General features: G+C 64.9%; 14 protein-coding genes. 3 read left to right on the top strand and 11 right to left on the bottom strand.

Annotated features, from left to right (window positions below; translation table 11 throughout):
* Nucleotides 1-271 precede the first annotated feature (271 nt).
* Nucleotides 272-910, top strand: a complete 639-nt coding sequence (locus M1E17_RS07325) for a VOC family protein (RefSeq protein ID WP_267279152.1) — start codon at nucleotides 272-274, stop codon at nucleotides 908-910.
* Between the two features lie 122 nt (nucleotides 911-1032).
* Here the strand turns inward: M1E17_RS07325 and M1E17_RS07320 are convergent, their stop codons facing one another.
* Nucleotides 1033-1812, bottom strand: coding sequence for a CPBP family intramembrane glutamic endopeptidase (locus tag M1E17_RS07320; RefSeq protein WP_457966476.1), 780 nt, complete (start codon nucleotides 1810-1812; stop codon nucleotides 1033-1035).
* 116 nt (nucleotides 1813-1928) lie between these two features.
* Here M1E17_RS07320 and M1E17_RS07315 point away from each other — a divergent pair, with 116 nt between their 5' ends.
* Complete coding sequence (locus M1E17_RS07315) at nucleotides 1929-2585, top strand: histidine phosphatase family protein (RefSeq protein WP_457966475.1); 657 nt, start codon at nucleotides 1929-1931, stop codon at nucleotides 2583-2585.
* A gap of 79 nt (nucleotides 2586-2664) precedes the next feature.
* Here the strand turns inward: M1E17_RS07315 and M1E17_RS07310 are convergent, their stop codons facing one another.
* From M1E17_RS07310 to tdh, 5 genes are all read right to left on the bottom strand, one after another.
* A complete protein-coding gene (locus M1E17_RS07310) occupies nucleotides 2665-3459 on the bottom strand; it encodes a DeoR/GlpR family DNA-binding transcription regulator (protein ID WP_457966474.1) in 795 nt (264 codons plus the stop codon).
* Between the two features lie 93 nt (nucleotides 3460-3552).
* On the bottom strand, nucleotides 3553-4764 hold the full coding sequence (gene hutI, locus M1E17_RS07305) for an imidazolonepropionase (protein WP_457966473.1): 1212 nt from the start codon (nucleotides 4762-4764) through the stop codon (nucleotides 3553-3555).
* An 11-nt stretch (nucleotides 4765-4775) separates the two neighbouring features.
* A complete protein-coding gene (locus M1E17_RS07300) occupies nucleotides 4776-5882 on the bottom strand; it encodes an NAD(P)/FAD-dependent oxidoreductase (protein ID WP_457966472.1) in 1107 nt (368 codons plus the stop codon).
* 114 nt (nucleotides 5883-5996) lie between these two features.
* Nucleotides 5997-7193 (bottom strand): glycine C-acetyltransferase, encoded by a 1197-nt coding sequence (locus M1E17_RS07295; RefSeq protein WP_457966471.1) that lies wholly within the window; start codon nucleotides 7191-7193, stop codon nucleotides 5997-5999.
* Nucleotides 7194-7201: 8 nt separating this feature from the next.
* On the bottom strand, nucleotides 7202-8248 hold the full coding sequence (tdh, locus tag M1E17_RS07290) for an L-threonine 3-dehydrogenase (protein WP_457966470.1): 1047 nt from the start codon (nucleotides 8246-8248) through the stop codon (nucleotides 7202-7204).
* 125 nt (nucleotides 8249-8373) lie between these two features.
* Between tdh and M1E17_RS07285 the strand changes: the two genes are divergently transcribed.
* Complete coding sequence (locus M1E17_RS07285; protein ID WP_457966469.1) at nucleotides 8374-9294, top strand: LysR family transcriptional regulator; 921 nt, start codon at nucleotides 8374-8376, stop codon at nucleotides 9292-9294.
* Between the two features lie 76 nt (nucleotides 9295-9370).
* Here M1E17_RS07285 and M1E17_RS07280 read toward each other — a convergent pair whose 3' ends face one another.
* The 5 genes from M1E17_RS07280 to M1E17_RS07260 form a co-directional block, all read right to left on the bottom strand.
* Nucleotides 9371-10006 (bottom strand): hypothetical protein, encoded by a 636-nt coding sequence (locus M1E17_RS07280; protein WP_457966468.1) that lies wholly within the window; start codon nucleotides 10004-10006, stop codon nucleotides 9371-9373.
* A gap of 194 nt (nucleotides 10007-10200) precedes the next feature.
* On the bottom strand, nucleotides 10201-11709 hold the full coding sequence (gene gatB, locus M1E17_RS07275; protein WP_457967621.1) for an Asp-tRNA(Asn)/Glu-tRNA(Gln) amidotransferase subunit GatB: 1509 nt from the start codon (nucleotides 11707-11709) through the stop codon (nucleotides 10201-10203).
* Nucleotides 11706-13325 (bottom strand): Asp-tRNA(Asn)/Glu-tRNA(Gln) amidotransferase subunit GatA, encoded by a 1620-nt coding sequence (gatA, locus tag M1E17_RS07270; RefSeq protein WP_457966467.1) that lies wholly within the window; start codon nucleotides 13323-13325, stop codon nucleotides 11706-11708. Before gatA ends, gatB begins: the two co-directional genes overlap by 4 nt.
* Nucleotides 13326-13328: 3 nt before the next feature.
* Nucleotides 13329-13625 (bottom strand): Asp-tRNA(Asn)/Glu-tRNA(Gln) amidotransferase subunit GatC, encoded by a 297-nt coding sequence (gatC, locus tag M1E17_RS07265; RefSeq protein ID WP_457966466.1) that lies wholly within the window; start codon nucleotides 13623-13625, stop codon nucleotides 13329-13331.
* Between the two features lie 146 nt (nucleotides 13626-13771).
* Nucleotides 13772-15244, bottom strand: coding sequence for a CitMHS family transporter (locus M1E17_RS07260; protein ID WP_457966464.1), 1473 nt, complete (start codon nucleotides 15242-15244; stop codon nucleotides 13772-13774).
* Between the last annotated feature and the right edge of the window lie 128 nt (nucleotides 15245-15372).

Raw genomic sequence — 15372 nt, 5'->3', positions numbered from 1 at the left:
CAGCCATGCCTCTTGACCAAGAGTGTGACTGGTTATGACTTTCCCGGCCTGCGGCTACGGTGCCCGCAACTGCCCGGCTGCATCCACGACGTCGGCCATTTCGCTAATACCGATGGAAAGCAGGAGGGGCGTCAGCTGCCTCCCCAAGGCCATAGTCAGCAGACTTCCTAACCATGGTTTCGGGCTTAATGTCCACTCATGACACAAAGTAAAAAGTGGGTAAGGCTACCCTTAGCTGAGAGCCCGATCACAAAGTGCCAAGATGAAGGGCATGCGCATGGATCACGTCTCTTACGCCTGTGAACACGATGGCCTGGCTGCCACAACCGAACGAATTTCGTCCGCCCTCGGCGTCGAAGCCGTGAAGGGTGGAGTGCACCCCCGTTTCGGAACCCGGAACATGATCATTCCACTCGCGGGCCACAAATACCTTGAAGTAGTGGAGGTCCTTGACCACCCGGCGTCGGATAAAGCGCCGTTCGGACAGGCCGTCCGGGCACGCTCTGCTGCCGGCGGCGGCTGGATGGGCTGGTGCGTCGAAGTGGACGACCTCGCCCCCTTCGAACGCCGGCTGGGACGCTCCGCCGTCAACGGCAACCGGAAGTTCCCCGACGGCCGCGAACTTGTATGGAAGCAGATCGGAATCCTGGGCCTCATCGCTGATCCCCAGGTCCCGTACATGCTCAAGTGGGAAGGCGATCCCGCCCTGCACCCGTCCAACGCCTACGAAAGCAATGTCAAGATGTCCTGCCTGACCATTGCAGGCTCGGCGGAGCGGGTGACCGAATGGCTCGGCGAACCTGTCGAAAAGCCGCTTGAGGATGTAGCGGTGGAATGGGTGGCTCCGCATGGAACCCCGGGAATCCTTTCCGTCACCTTCGAAACCGCCTCCGGGGCAGTCACCATCTAAGCCCTCCCCCGGCCGGTCAACGGCCGTTGGGAACAAGCTTCGGCCGCCATCAGCGGGTGCCAATGACGCCACCTGCCGATGGCGGCCGAATTACTTTAACGCCGCCGTCGTTCCTTGGTTTTTCACCCGAGGCCTATGGCAGACCCAAAGAGGCTGAAGCCAACGAACGCCACAATGTCCAACAGTGCGTGCGCAATGACCAGCGGCATCACCCGCTTTGTGCGGGTGTAGAGCCAGGCGAACACCACACCCATGACCGCGTTGCCGATGAAGGGCCCAAAGCCTTGGTAGAGGTGGTAGCTGCCGCGCAGCATGGAACTGGCGAAGATTGCCAATGGCATGCTCCAGCCAAACTTCCCCAAACGGTCCATCAGGTAGCCCACCACGATGACTTCCTCCACCACAGCATGCCGCATGGCAGACAGGATCAGCACCGGCACTGTCCACCAGTAGGAATCCAGGGCGCTGGGAATGATGGCAGTGGTGATGCCCAAGGCCCGCCCTGCCGCGTAGAGGCCAAGTGACGGGATACCGATCAGGGCCGCAAGTCCTAGACCCTGCAGCATGTCCCTTCCGGGTCTGGCGAAGTTGAAGCCAAGCTTCCGGAAGGCCGAACCTGCATGTGCGCCGTCCCCCGCCCCCGGTTGCCGCTGGTCGGACAGGAAGTAGATCACCAGCAGGACCGGCACCAGCGCGAAGACGATGTCCAGCAACTGGTAGGTGAGATCGAAGTATTCGCGGGTGCTCTGCGAGCGGTTGAGCGTTGAGGTGCCTTCCGCCAGCGGGGCGCGCGTCATCTTATCCAGCAGCTGGACCACGGAGTAGACGGCGGACTGGCCCAGGGACAGCCCCAAGACGATCCAGACTTCAAGGCGCAGCCGACGGCGGGAGGGAACCAACATGCTCCCATCTTGCCTGTAGTTTCTGGTTCTTTGCTGGTGCATTACCCGGTCAAAGAGCTGCGCCGCGCCGGCGCCACCTATGCTTGGGGCTTATGAGTGCGCCCGGGAAAATTATCATGATCCGGCACGGCCAGTCTGCAGCCAACGCCGATACCTCGATCTACAACAGGGTCCCGGACTATCGGATTCCCCTGACCACCCTGGGTGTGGAGCAGGCGAGGGCAGCCGGCGAGCAGATCCGGGATGAGCTGGACGGCCGCCAGGTCTGCGTCTACGTCTCGCCCTACCTGAGGGCCCATCAGACCCTCGAGGCCCTCAACCTCGGAAGCCTCACGGAGCGGGTGATCGAGGAGCCGCGGCTGCGCGAGCAGGACTGGGCCAACTTCCAGATCAGCGGCGATATTGAAGACCAGAAGGAACTCCGCAACGCTTACGGCCATTTCTTCTACCGTTTCCGCGAAGGCGAATCCGGCTCGGACGTCTACGACCGGATTTCCTCGTTTATGGAAACGCTTTACCGCCACTGGTCCAAGCCGGACTATGCGCCCAATACCCTGCTGGTGACGCACGGGCTCACCATGCGCCTGTTCTGCATGCGGTGGTTCCACTGGTCAGTGGAGTACTTCGAGTCCCTCAACAACCCGGGCAACGCGGCGGTGCGGACGCTGGTGCGGACCGACCTGGACAAGTACGAACTCGACATCCCGTTCAGCCAGTGGGTGGACCGCAGGGTGGACGAGACGGTGCTGGACGCTCCGCCGGTCATCTTTTAGCGGCGCTCCGGGGCCGCCGGTTTCTCAGGCAGCCAATGTTCCAGGAAGCAGCTGTCGAGACAGCGGAACTTCGGGGGCCCTAGGCGAGTTGCGGCGCAACAATGACTTCCGTGCCGGTGGCCTCAAAGGCCGCTTTGTCCTCGGCTGAAATACCGGCATCGGTGATAAGCCGGGTGAACTCGTAGCCGTCCATGGTGGCGAAGGCGCGCACGCCCACCTTGGAGGAATCGGCCAGCACGTAGGACACCCGGGCCCTGCTGGCCAGGAGCGCGTTGACGGACGCTTCGGCCTCGCCGGTGTTGGTGGGTCCCACCACGGGGTCGATGCCGTTGACGCCGATGAAGGCGATGTTCAGGACCACCTTCTGCATGATGATGTCCGTGTAAGGTCCCACCAGTTCGTAGGAACGCGGGTTGAGGATGCCGCCGGTCACCATAACCTTGATGTTGGGCCGGACGGCCAGTTGCGCCGCGATATTGATGGCGTTGGTGACCACCGTCAGGGTGGGCTGGTTCGACGGAGCGTTGAGGTCTTCGCGGGTTGCCAGGATCTGGGCCAGCGCCGTGCTGGTGGTGCCGCCACAGAGCCCGATCACGGCACCGGGGCTGATCAGGGCCGAGGCCGCCTGGGCGATTTCTTCCTTGGCCTGTGCGTGGTCGTCCCGGTTATATCTGCCAGGAAGATCGTAGGCGAGGGCGCCCGTGGTGGCTCCGCCCCTGGTCCGTGTCAGGAGCCTCCGCTTGGCCAGGCTGTCCAGGTCCCGCCTGACGGTGGCGGGCGAAACCCCAAGCTTGGCAACAATTTCGTCCACCTCCACTTGCCCGGTCTCGGCAAGGAGGTCCAGAATGGCGGTCAGTCTGTCGTTGCGGGTCATGCAGGCCTCTCAGCGTCAAAAGCCACCTAATGTGACGTTTGTTGATCATAACAGACCTCAAATGATCAGCTTCCGTCAAATTTAGATTCCCGCTTAACGTTGCCGGATTCCTGCCCGCCATACAGCGTACGTGAGCGGCATGCCCGGACGGTAGGCGAGGTGGGTGGCGGAAGGCGCGTTCAGCAGGTGCAGGTCAGCCCTGTGTCCTACCGCAATGGAGCCCACCGCCCGCTCGCCGTCGGCGTCGTTCCCGGTGTCCCGGTGCAGCGCAAGCGCCCCGCCGTAGGTGGCGGCTCTGACCGCCTCATGAACTGTCAGCTTCATCTGAAGCACGGCGGTGGCCACACAAAACGCCATGGAACTGGTGTACGAGGTCCCCGGGTTACAGTTGGAGGCCAGCGCCAGCTGGACTCCCGCATCCAGGAGCTGCCGCCCGGGGGCAAGTGGCTGCCGGGTGGACAGATCGCAGGCGGGAAGGCACGTTGCCACCGTGCCCCGGTTTCCGCTGCCTTGGCCGGCGTCCCAGCCGGACCAGGTTCCGGCCAGCGCCGCGATGTCGGCATCCGACAGATAGTTCACGTGGTCCACGCTGGCCGCTTCAAACTCCACGGCAAGCTGGACGCCGGGTCCTTCGCCCAACTGGTTTCCATGGACGCGCAGGCCCAGGCCGGCGTCCCGGCAGGCCTGCAGCACCTCACGGGACTGCGTGGCGGTGAAGGCACCCTCTTCGCAGAACACATCCGCCCAGCGGACGTACGGGCGGACCGCTTCCAGCATCGGCCCGCAGACCAGCTTCGTGTACTCGTCGGCCTCCATGCCGGCCGGGACCAGATGGGCTCCAAGGTAGGTCGCTTCATCGGCCACGGTGGAGGCCACCCTGGCGCTCCGGGCCTCGTGCTCGATGTCCAGCCCGTAGCCCGTTTTGGTCTCAAAGTAGGTGCTGCCCTGGGAGACGGCCTCAGCCACGCGCCCCATGGCCAGCCGGGTGAGGTCAAAATCCGACGCGCGCCGGGTCGCGTCCCTGGTCACCGCGATGCCTCCGGCCGAGTACGCCTCCCCCGCCATGCGGGCCTCGAACTCGGCAGTCCGGTCGCCCGCGAACACCATATGCGTGTGGGAATCCACCCAGCCGGGGAGCAGCGCCCGGCCGCCTGCATCAACGGCCTCATCCGCCGCGGGCGCGGACGAAGCGGCGCCGATCCATTCGATGCGTTCGCCGTCGATCACCACGGCGGCGTCCTTGAGGACCCGGTGTTCCAGGTCCTGGGTCATCAGCTCGGCGATGTTGGTGATCAGGGTGCTCATGGAACCATTCTTCAGCGCCGGATGGACCAGCGGGTGGCGGCAAGCGCCTGCGCTGTCCGGGATGCCGGACTGTTCGTCCCGTCTGGTCCCTGGCCGGCCAGGATCTGCTCCGCCGCAAGCTCCGCCATGGCCGACGACGTCTGGAAGCCGTAGCCGCCCTGCCCGGCCAGCCAGTAGAACCCCCGCGCCTCCGCATCGAATCCCGCCACCGGGATGCCGTCCGCCGCTTCGGTCCGCAGCCCGGTCCAGGCCCTCCGCACACCGCGGATCCCCAGCGTGGTCACCTGGTTGAGCCTGGCGATCAGCCGCTCCACATCCCCGGGGCGGGGCTTGGAGTCCTCCGGCCCGCTGGGCACCTTCTCGGACGGCGAGACCAGGACATCGCTGCCGTCCCGGCGGAAGTAGAAGGAGCTGTCCGCTGCCGCCACCATGGGACAAGCCTCCGGAAGCGGGTGTTCGACGTCGACTATCGCAGCGGTGCGCCGGTACGGCTGCAGGCCGAGCTTTTCCACGCCGCTGATCACCGCCAGCTCATCCGCCCAGGCGCCTGCAGCATTGACCAGAACCCCGGCCTGGAACGCTTCCTGCCCTGCACCAATCTCCCAGCCGGAGCCCAGTCGCTGGGCCGAGTGCACCCTGGCGCCCGTGATGATGTCGACTCCGGCATCCTCGGCACGCTGTCGGTGATCGGCCAGCAGCAGGGGCGCATTGCAGGCGAAGGCTCCGGTATCCAGGCCGGCGGCCGTGAAGGAGTCCGGAGCCAGGGCGGGGCAAAGCTCCAGGGCTTTTGCATGCGGGATGGGCTGCATGTGGCCGCTGGCCTCTGCCCTGACGCTGTCCTCGCTGCCGATGAGCATAAAACTGCTGGGCGCCAGGACGCGCTCAGGCAGTTCACTGTCCCGGGCCGCCATCAGCTCCAGGGTCCGGACTGTGAGTTCCTGGACCACGGCAGGGCCGTAGCTGGGAATCAGATTCCGGGCGGAGCGGGAGGACGTGTGGTAGGCCAGTTCCTGCTCGGCTTCCACCAGTGCCACGCTGCATTTGCCGGCGAGCGCCGAGGCAAGGGACAGGCCGGCGATCCCGCCGCCCACAATCAGGACATCGTACTGTGCTGTCATGGGTCCATCCTTGCAGAGTTGGCGGGCGCAGGGTTGGGGAACCAGAGCTGGCGGAGCAGAATTGGCACCGCGGAGCTGGCGGCCTCCAAGAGTTGCCGTCCGCCAGTTTGCATCCTAAGCGGCTACCGCGGCACGGCTGGCGACGAAGGCACGCACGCAGGCTTCGACGTCGTCCGTCGAGTGGGACGCCGAAAGCTGGACCCTGATACGGGCGGCACCGCGGGGAACCACGGGAAAGCTGAAGGCGGTCACAAAGACGCCATGCTGCAGCATCTGGTCCGCCACTTTGGCGGCCAGCACGGCATCCCCGAACATGACCGGAACAATTGCATGTTCGCCGTCCAGCAGTTCGAAGCCCTCCTCCGTCATCCGGCGGCGGAACAGTCCGGCGTTTTCGAACAACCTGGTGCGCAGCTCGCCCGAGTTCACCACGAGGTCCAGCGCCTTGATCGTGGCCGCCACGATGGCGGGGGCCAGCGAGTTGGAGAAGAGGTAGGGGCGCGCTTTCTGGCGAAGCATTGCCACTACTTCGCGGCGGCCGGAAACGTAGCCGCCCGAGGCCCCTCCGAGCGCCTTGCCGAACGTTCCGGTGTAGATGTCCACACGGTGGGATACGCCGGCGTGCTCGGGGGTCCCGGCGCCGGTGGCGCCCATAAAGCCGACGGCGTGGGAATCGTCAACCATGACCAGAGCATCGTGTTTCTCCGCGAGGTCGCAGATGGCTTCCAGCGGCGCCAGGTAGCCGTCCATGGAGAACACGCCGTCGGTCACGATGATCTTGCGCCTGGCATCCTTGGCTTCCAGGAGCTTGGCCTCCAGATCCGCCATGTCCTGGTTTGCGTAGCGGTACCGCTGCGCCTTGCACAGGCGGATGCCGTCGATGATGGACGCGTGGTTCAGGGCATCGGAGATGATGGCGTCGTCGGCACCGAACAGGGACTCGAAGACCCCGCCGTTGGCGTCGAAGCAGCTGGAGAACAGGATGGTGCCCTCGGTGCCGAGGAAGCTGGAGACCCGGGCTTCCAGTTCCAGATGCAGGTCCTGGGTGCCGCAGATGAAGCGGACACTGGCCATCCCGAAGCCCCGGCTGTCCATGGCGGTCTTCGCGGCCGCAATGATGTCGGGGTGGTCGGCCAGGCCAAGGTAGTTGTTGGCGCAGAAGTTCAGGACGCCGGCCCCCGGCTGGCCCACCTGTCCTGCCGTGATGTGGCTGGACTGCGGTGAGTTGATGCTTCGTTCGGTCTTGAAGAGTCCCGCTGTGCGGATCTCCTCCAGCTCAGTCTGCAGCTGGTCCTTGATCGAGGTGTACATGGTGCTCCTTAGAGTTCGGTCCAGTCGAGGACAACTTTGCCGCCGACGCCGGCGCGGGCAATATCAAAGCCTTTTTCCCACTCCTGGGCAGGAAGCCTGTCCGTTACCACGGCCGAAATGGCGGCGTGGAGCACCGGGTTGGAGGACAGCATGGCGCTCATGGCGTACCAGGTTTCGAACATCTCGCGGCCGTAGATGCCCTTCAGCGTGAGCATGTGCGTCACTACCTTGCCCCAGTCGATGGTGATGCCCTGGCTGGGCAGCCCCAGCATGGCAATGCGGCCGCCATGGTTCATGTTGTCGATCATCTCAGGAAGCGCGGTGGGGTGGCCGGACATTTCCATGCCGATGTCAAAGCCTTCGCGCATGCCAAGTTCCTGCTGGGCGTTCCTGATCCTGGTGGTGGAGACGTCGATGGCCAGGTCCACCCCCATGTGGCGGGCAAGGTCCAGGCGCGGCTGGGAGACATCGGTGATGGCGATCTTCCGGGCACCGGCGTGCCGGGCCACTGCAATGGCCATCAGCCCGATCGGGCCTGCACCGGTAATGAGGACGTCCTCCCCCACCAGGGGGAAGCTCAGGGCGGTGTGGACGGCGTTGCCGAAGGGGTCGAAGATGGCGCCCAGTTCCGGCGTGACCGAGGGATCGTGGTGGACCCAGGCGTTGGTTTCCGGAATCACGACGAACTCGGCGAAGGCACCGTCGCGCTGAACACCTACGCTGACTGTGTGGATGCACATCTGCCTCCGGCCGGCCCGGCAATTGCGGCAGATTCCGCAGACTACATGGCCTTCGCCGGACACCCTGTCGCCCACCTTGACGTCACGGACGTCGGCGCCGATCTCCACTACTTCGCCATAGAACTCGTGGCCGGGGATGAGGGGTGCCTCAATGATGCCCTGGGCCCAGGCGTCCCAGGCCTGGATGTGCAGGTCCGTGCCGCAGATGCCCGTGGTGATGACCCGGATCTTGACCTCGTCCGGGCCGGCTTCCGGTTCAGGCCGGTCCACCAGTTCGAACCCGGCCTGGGGTCCGGCCTTGTACAGAGCCTTCATTGGCTTCCTTACTCTAGAAACTCGCGTTCATGTTGCCTGTCTCATTACAGCGAGGAAAAAACATTAGCACAACAGTTATCTTCTCAATCGACGATGTAGTGATTGCTAATGCATACAATGGCCTGATGGAAATTCATCAGCTGGAGATCCTTCGGGAACTCGGAGCACTCGGCAGCGTCAAGGCCGTGGCGGAGACCCTGATGGTCACGCCTTCCGCTGTGTCCCAGCAGCTGGCCCTGCTGCAGCGGAGCGTGGAGGTGCCGCTGACCAGGAAGGAAGGCCGGAACCTGGTGCTGACGGAGGCCGGGCAGGTACTCGCCGACGCCGGGGCCGCCGTGGTCAGCGCCATGGCGGACGCGAGAACCGCCATTGGCGCGTATCACGGTTCCTCAGTGGCCCCCGTGACCATCAGCGGCTTCCACAGCGCCGGGCAGGCACTGTTTGCTCCACTTGCCGGCATGCTTGATGAACCGGGACAGCCGCGGATCCAGCTTTCGGACGAAGACGTGGCGCAGCACGACTTTCCTGCCCTCACCGCGCGTTACGACCTTGTGCTTGCCCACCGGATGGACCACAGTCCCGGCTGGCCGGTGGAAAGGGTGGCCGTGATTCCGCTCGCCCATGAGCCGCTGGATGTGGCACTTCCGGCGGGCCACCATTTGGCCGGACAGGCCAGGGTCACGGCGGACGACGTCGTGGGCGAACCCTGGGTGACCAGCCACGCCGGCTACTCCCCCGCGGACGTGCTGTCCGCCGTCGCTGCCGTCGCCAGCAGGGAACTGAACATTGTCCACCGGATCAACGACTACTCCACCGTGGCCGCCCTGGTGGCGGCGGGCGGGGTGGTGGGCCTGCTGCCGCGGTACACGGCCCGCCCCGTGCTCAACCCGGACATTGTGCTGAGGCCCCTTGAAGGCATCAGCACGCGGCGGCGGATCGACATCCTGGCCCGCCCGGAGAACCTGAAACGCCGGTCCGTGATGATCGTCTGCGAGGCGCTCCAGGCGATCATGACAGGACTGGTGGAGCACCCCCGGCCCAACTGACCCCTGGCCCAACCAAACGCTGGCCCAACTACGTAGCGCGAAGTGTCGTTATGGGCCCCCAAAACGCCAGTTAGCGCTACTTACTTGGGGATGCACCCTTGTCCAGGCCTCTGCCCTGTCCCCTGCCCAGCCCCAATCCGTTGCCGGGTCCCGTTCCTGCGCCCTCCACCACTTGGTGGGCAGTAACGTCATTGCCTGTCCTGACTCCGGAAACCCTGACGGCTTCACCAACAGCAATTTCGGAGATGGGGACGTCTGAGGGCTTCAGCCGCTTGCCATCCCGGCCCTTGGCCGGGCTGCCGTCCGCTGCCGGAGCCGGGATCTTGATGATCCGGGTCTCCGCGTTCACGGCGTAGTTTTGGGTGAAGCCGTCCTCACTTTTGACCGTGACCGAGGATTCAGTCACGGCCTCAACCGTGCCCCGCTGGCTCACCTGCGCCTCGAACGTGCCGTCGCCCTTCTTGACCACGCTCTCGCTGTGCAGTTCCTGCGGACGGTTGGCCTTGTCAGCCTTGGGGCCTTTCCCGGCCTTGGCCGGCTTGTCTGCCTTGTCTGCCTTGTTCTTGCCTTGTCCCTGAGCGGATTCCGACGGCGTGCCGGACGGTTCGTCCGAGGCTGCCCAGGTGAGTGCTGCTCCCGTCCCGGTCAGAGCCAAAGCCACCACCCCGGCCAGCAGCGCCTTGCGGATTCTCAGGGGTTTACGGAAAGACATGGGATCCCTCTTCCAGCACGTACAGGGCTTCGGCGCCCCGGGGATTTCAGTGTACGGCCGGCAACTGCCGCTGAACACGAGTACTTTTGCCCGGCTGGATGTGAGTACTTAAAGCCCAACTGGGTCGCATTTAACGTCGCTATGAGGCGTTTTGACGACGTTAACTGCGACCCAGTTGGGGTTAAAACAGGTACTCAGGCGTTGACGCCGAGCTTTTCGAGTATCAGTTCCTTGACCCGTCCGGCGTCGGCCTGCCCGCGGGTTGCCTTCATCACGCCGCCCACGATAGCCCCGACGGCCTGGAGCTTTCCGTTGCGGATCTTGTCCGCAATGTCAGGCTGCGCGGCCAGGGCGGCATCGATGGCCTCCAGCAATGGTCCATCGTCCGAAACCACGGCAAGGCCGCGCTTCTCCACGATTTCCGCCGGGGTCCCTTCGCCGGCGAGGACGCCGTCCAGCACCTCGGTGGCCATCTTGTTGTTGATCTTGCCCTTTTCCACCATCTTGGCCAGCTCCACGATGGTGGCCGGCTGGACGCCCAGCTGGCCGGGATCGACGTCGGCGTTCTTGGCGCGGCCCACAATCTCGCCCATCCACCACTTCCGCGCCACGGAGGCAGAGGCTCCGGCGGCAATGGTTTCCTCGATCTCGACCAGGACGCCGGCGTTGACCACGTCGCGGAACTCGAGGTCCGAGTACCCCCAGTCGGCCTGAAGCCGTTTCCGGCGGGCGGCGGGCGGCTCGGGCAGGGTGGCCCGAAGTTCCTCGACCCATTCACGCGATGCAACCACCGGCACCAGGTCAGGTTCCGGGAAGTAGCGATAGTCATCGGCGTCGGACTTCGGCCGTCCCGAGGTGGTGGTGCGGGTGTCCTCGTGCCAGTGCCGGGTCTCCTGGACCACGGGGATGCCGGAATCAAGAACGGCGGCGTGCCGCTGGATTTCGTAGCGGACGGCGTGTTCGACGGCGCGCAGCGAGTTGACGTTCTTGGTTTCAGAACGGATGCCGAAGCGTTCACGGCCGTGGGGCCGCAGCGACACGTTGGCGTCGCAACGGACATTTCCGCGCTCCATGCGGGCGTCGGAAACTCCGAGGTTCTTGACGATCTCGCGGACGGCGGCCACGTAGGCCTTCGCCAGTTCCGGTGCCCTGGAACCGGCTCCCTCGATCGGCTTGGTCACGATTTCCACCAGCGGAACGCCGGCGCGGTTGTAGTCCACCAGGGAGAAGTCGGCGCCCTGGATGCGGCCGGTGGCCCCGCCCATGTGGGTCAGCTTGCCGGCGTCCTCCTCCATGTGGGCACGCTCGATCTCCACCCGGAAAACGGTGCCGTCCGACAGTTCGATGTCCAGGTACCCGTCGTAGGCGATGGGTTCGTCGTACTGGGAGGTCTGGAAGTTCTTGGGCGTGTCCGGATAGAAGTAGTTCTTCCGCGCAAACCGGCAGTTCTCGGCGATCTTGCAGTTGAGCGCCAGGCCGATCTTGATGGAGGACTCCACCGCGGTCCTGTTCAGCACCGGCAGCACGCCGGGCATGCCAAGGTCCACTTCGTTGACATTGGTGTTGGGCTCATCGCCAAAGACGTTGGGCGCCGAGGAGAACATTTTGCTCTTGGTGTTGAGCTCCACGTGGACCTCGAACCCCAGCACGGGATCGTACTTCTCCATGGCCTCTTCGAAGGTCAGGATTGCGTCAGTCATCAGAGTGAACCTCCATGGCTCGGAACGGCGCCAGCCGCGGAAACGGTAAGTGAGTTGGCCGTGAGTGAGGGTGCACGGTCCAGGAGCGGGCCGCCCCACTTCGCTTCGAGCAGTGACTCCAGGACCGCGCCGACGCGGTACAGGCGGGCGTCCTCCCGGGCCGGGGCCAGCAGCTGGATGCCCACGGGCAGTCCGTCCTCGTCGGCCAGACCGCCGGGCAGGGACAGTCCCGGAACACCGGCGAGGTTGGCCGGGATGGTGGCGACGTCGTTGAGGTACATGGCCAGCGGGTCATCCAGCTTCTCCCCGAGCCTGAATGCCGTGGTGGGCGCCGTGGGCGAGATCAGGACGTCGGCCACGGTGAAGGCTGCGTCAAAGTCGCGCTGCACCAGAGTGCGCACCTTCTGGGCGGAGCCGTAATAGGCGTCGTAGTAGCCGGCGCTCAGGGCGTAGGTGCCCAGGATGATGCGGCGCTTGACCTCGTCGCCGAAGCCCGCGGCGCGGGTGGCCCCCATCACGCGTTCGATGGTCATGGGTGCGTCCTCGGGCAGGACGCGGAGGCCGTACCGGACGCCGTCGAACTTGGCCAGGTTGGAGGAGGCCTCGGACGGCATGATCAGGTAGTAGGCCCCCAGGGCGTACTTGAAGTTGGGGCAGGAGACCTCAACGATCTGCGCTCCGGCCTCCTTGAGGAGCTCCAGCGAGTCGTGGAAGCGGTTTTCGACGCCGGCCTGGTAGCCCTCGCCGTGGAGTTCCTTGATGATGCCAATCCGCAGGCCTTCGACGTTGCCGATCCTGGCGGCAGCCACAAGGTCGGCAAGGGGGTCCGGCAGCGAGGTGGAGTCGAACGGATCGTGCCCGCCGATGACCTGGTGCAGCAGCGCAGAGTCCAGGACCGTGCGCGAAACCGGCCCGATCTGGTCCAGCGAGGAAGCCATGGCGATGGCGCCGTAGCGGGAAACCCCGCCGTACGTGGGTTTGACGCCCACGGTGCCGGTGACTGCACCCGGCTGGCGGATGGAGCCGCCGGTGTCCGTGCCCAGGGCCAGCGGTGCCTCGAACGCGGCCACTGCAGCAGCGGAACCGCCGCCGGAACCGCCCGGGATCCGGTCCAGGTCCCAGGGGTTCCGGGTAGGTCCAAAGGCGGAGTGCTCGGTGGAGGAGCCCATGGCGAATTCATCCAGGTTGGTCTTGCCCAGGATGGGCATCCTGGCTGCGCGCAGGCGCTTGACCACTGTGGCGTCGTAGGGGCTGTGCCAGCCCTCCAGGATCCTGGAACCCGCCGTGGTGGGCTGGCCGACGGTCACAATGAGGTCCTTGACCGCGATGGGGACGCCCGCGAGCTCGTGGAGCTCGTCGGCAGCAGCGCCGCCGGCGGAACGGATGACGTCAACCTCGGCTGCCACGGAGAGTGCTTCCTCGGTGTTGACGTGGAGGAAGGCGTGCACGCCGCGTTCGCCGCCGTCCACGGCGGCGATCCGGTCCAGGTGCGCCTGGGTAACCTCGACGGCGGAGACCTCGCGGGCGGCCAACCTGGCGGCGAGCTGCGCGGCGGAGGAACGGATCAGGCTGTCCGCGCCGTTTGAACTGCTGGAGCCGGCGGAGTTTTGTTCAGTCATGGGTTAGTCCTCATCCAGGATTGCGGGGACCTTGAAACGGTTCTCATCGGAATCCGGCGCCCCCGAGACTGCCTGTTCCGCAGTGAAGGTGTGGCCCACCACGTCGTCGCGGAACACGTTGTTCAGCGGAATCGGGTGGGACGTCGCCGGGACATCGTCCCCGGCGGCTTCACTGACGGATTTGATGGCATCAACGATGACGGCGAGCTCGCCGGCCATCCTGTCCAGCTCGTCAGCATTCATCTCGATGTGAGCGAGCCGCGCGAGGTGCGCGACGTCGTCACGGTTGATCGCAGCCATGGATCTCCCCTGCAAAGTTTGAATTGTTTTCCGAACCAGTCTAGTGGGGAAACGAAGATGCCCGTCTGACGACCCCCAGCGGGCGTCAGACGGGCACCTTCACTGCCTGGTCCTGGCCACGAGGGCCAGACACAGGCAGTTTCAGACTAGCCGATACCGATGGCTCCGGTCAGCATGCCCACTCCGAGCATGACCAGGGACACCACGGCGCTGCGCCACAGGACCTTCTTGTGGTGGTCGCCCAGGTCCACTTTGGCGAGTGAAACCAGCAGCAGGATGGCCGGCACCAACGGGCTCTGCATGTGGAACGGCTGGCCGGTGATGGAGGCGCGGGCCATTTCGGCGGCACTGATGCCGTAGTGGCCGGCCGTCTCGCTTAGGACGGGAAGCACTCCGAAGTAAAAGGCGTCGTTGCTCATGAAGAACGTCATGGGGATGCTCAGGACACCGGTGATGACAGCCAGGAGCGGGCCCATAGAGGTGGGAATGATCTGTACCAGCCAGGCGGACATGGCTTCCACCATGCCGGTGCCGGTGAGGACGCCGGTCAGGACTGCGGCGGCCATGACCATACTGACGACCGCGACAACGGAGGGTGCGTGGGCCACAATCTGCGCAGCCTGGTCCTTCACGTGCGGGAAGTTCACCAGCAGGGCAATCGCCGAACCCACCATGAAGACGTAGGGCAGGGGCACGAGGTCGGCGATCAGCATGCCCATGACGGCGATTGTAAGGCCCAGGTTGAACCACTGCAGCTTGGGACGCAGAGTCTTGCGGTTGGGGTCCAGGGCAGTGTCAGCCATGGCAGTGTCACTGTCATCCACCAGGTCTTCGGTGCGTTCCAGCACGGCAACCGAGGAACCTCCCGGGAAGTCGCTGGCGACGGCGGGAGTGCCGGTTCCGGGAGTCCGTGGACCCTGGCCCGGCGTGCTTTTCCCAGCTGCCGGCGTGCCGCCGTCGAACGCTTCGGAAGTCTCGGGGACGCCCCAGATCTCCGGCTGGGTGGCGCGGAGGCGGTTGCGCTCCTGCAGGCCGAGCAGCCAGGCGAAGGCGAGGACCACCGCGACGCCGGCCAGGAGGGACGGGATCATCGGGACGAAAACGTCGTTGACGTCGATCTTCAGGGCGGTGGCGGCACGGGCGGTGGGGCCACCCCACGGCACTATGTTCATGGTGCCGTTAGCCAGGCCGGCCACGCAGGTGAGGACCACGGGGCTCATCTTCAGCCGGAGGTAGATGGGCAGCATGGCTGCGGTGGTAAGGATGAAGGTGGTGGATCCGTCCCCGTCGAGGGATACTGCAGCTGCCAGGATGGCAGTGCCCAGCACCACCTTGGCGGGGTCATTGCCCAGCTTGCGGAGGATGAACTTCACCAGCGGGTCAAACAGCCCGACGTCGATCATCAGGCCGAAATAGATGATGGCGAACATCAGCAGGGCCGCGGTGGAGGTCATGGACTTCATCGAGTCCAGGACCATGTCCCCGATGCCCAGGCCGGCGCCCGCAAACAGTCCAAAAACAGTGGGTACGATGATCAGCGCCAGCACTGGCGTCAACTTCTTCGTCATGATCAGCACCATGAATACCGCGATCATGGCGAATCCAAGTAATACCAGCACGGCCGGCTCCTTCTTGTGAACGGCGACACAACGGTGTGACGCGTGCTACAGACGATATGGTGGCCGGCGTCACGGCAGTGCCTTTGGCTCAATTGATTGGCATACTGCTTATTGGGAGCATTTTGCGC

The organism is Arthrobacter sp. D1-29 (assembly GCF_054130585.1).
Note: the sequence above shows the minus strand (reverse complement) of the source record. Positions and strands in the feature narration are given on the sequence as shown.